Annotated in this window: 2 protein-coding genes; both read left to right on the forward strand. The window is 51.0% G+C overall.

The features are described 5' to 3' along the window. Window positions 1-613: ribonuclease domain-containing protein (locus A8M77_RS34915; protein WP_202820701.1), on the forward strand; the 613-nt coding region annotated here is incomplete at its 5' end. Continuing rightward, on the forward strand, window positions 610-1,152 hold the full coding sequence (locus A8M77_RS34920) for a barstar family protein (RefSeq protein WP_086926027.1): 543 nt from the start codon (window positions 610-612) through the stop codon (window positions 1,150-1,152). The genes A8M77_RS34915 and A8M77_RS34920, both read left to right, overlap by 4 nt. The last annotated feature ends 394 nt before the right edge of the window (window positions 1,153-1,546 follow it).

Below are 1,546 nucleotides of genomic sequence, written 5' to 3' on the forward strand. Positions count from 1 at the left end.
CGCCGCCAGCAACTGGTGCGCTTCGCTGCCGTTGATGGCTGCGGCCGTGGGGTATGTCAACAGCACCCAGTTCGCGGCCAGCCAGCCGTCGCTTGCCGATCAGATCCCGACGGGATATGGCGCAGGCGGCGTTCGGGTCTTGGATGGCTCGACCAGCACCTCGGCGGATGTCGTGCAAGGGTCGAACACCACGACGACGCCTGGAACAGCAATAAGCAACTCGGGGACGCCTGGCTATGGCGCGTCTAGTCCAGGTGCGGGCGGAACGTCAACTTCGATACCGAACGGCGGACCGTCGGGTGGCATCATCATGATGGCCACCTCGGGCTCGATCCCACAAAGTGCGCAGGATGTCATCGACTACGCCGATGCGCATAACGGTGCGGCCCGCCCAGGTTATGTAGGAGGACGAACTTTCAATAACGATGGACGTGGGGGCGGACAGGTGCTCCCAACGGTTGATGCTCAAGGAAATCCAATTACCTACACTGAATACGACACAAATCGATTCACTCCAGGCGTTAATCGCGGAGCTGAACGTGTCGTGGTAGGTAGGGATGGATCGGCCTATTACACCAACGATCACTACGCCACATTTGTGAGGCTGAGATGAGAGAAATTTTCAATTCTACCGAAGGAAAAAAACCTTCCACCTTCTTGATCACTGCATTAGATGATTCTGAGTTGTGCAATTATCTATGGGCAATGCAGCGAAGCAGAGAGAAGTCGGTGATTCGCGTTTGCCGAGGAAAAAAAATGCACCGTACGCAGGGGGTTTTTGATGAAATATCTGCAGTATTTCAGTTTCCTTACTATTTTGGGGAAAATTGGGCGGCTCTCGAAGATTGTCTGAGTGATTTAAGTTGGCTGGTGAGCGATTCTTATTTGATGTGCATCACAGCCTCGCGCGATTTGCTTATCGAAGATGATGACGTGGCTTTCAAATATTTTGTTCAATCCATTGATTCGGTTGCACACGGATGGGCTGGAGGAAATCCAAACCTGGAGCTCGTTGGTCGTGTCCCATTGCCATTTCATGTGATGATGCAAGTATCTTCTGGCGATGAAGCTGATATGCAAAAAAAGCTGCAAACACATGGTATTCATTCTGATTTGTTTGAGAATCTAATTATCAAGAAACCAAGCTTCTGATAAATAAGATGTTCGAAAATCCTATGCGAGAACGGGATTCGATAAAGACGATTTGAATGCAAATTTTCAAAAAAGTATGCTGGATTGCAGACTCGGATGGCTCCTTTCAGGGATTCTGGGTGTCTGGTGCTGGCGAACAACCCAAGCCTTGCATCGCAGATGCCTGTTTGGTAGCTTCAAGGGGTTTGTGGCGCCCCGAGGGTGGCTTTCTAGTGAAGTCGATTTCCCAGTGCACTAAGTGAGATTAATGCGAAAACGAAGCGCCGATCTCAGTGATTTCGCTCGTCCTTCAGTCGCCGAAACGGAGACGCAGTCTCGCGTGTCATCGAGCAAGTACATAACGTCAGTGCCTTCTTGTCGTGGGTTGCCAAGGTCGCTTGGCATCTTGGGCATG

The sequence above is a fragment of the Variovorax sp. JS1663 genome (assembly GCF_002157355.1).
Lineage (GTDB): Bacteria > Pseudomonadota > Gammaproteobacteria > Burkholderiales > Burkholderiaceae_C > Variovorax.

Excerpts from the sequence above, each read along its gene's own strand:
- A8M77_RS34920 (WP_086926027.1), top strand. The coding sequence starts at position 610 with ATGAGAGAAATTTTCAATTCTACCGAAGGAAAAAAACCTTCCACCTTC.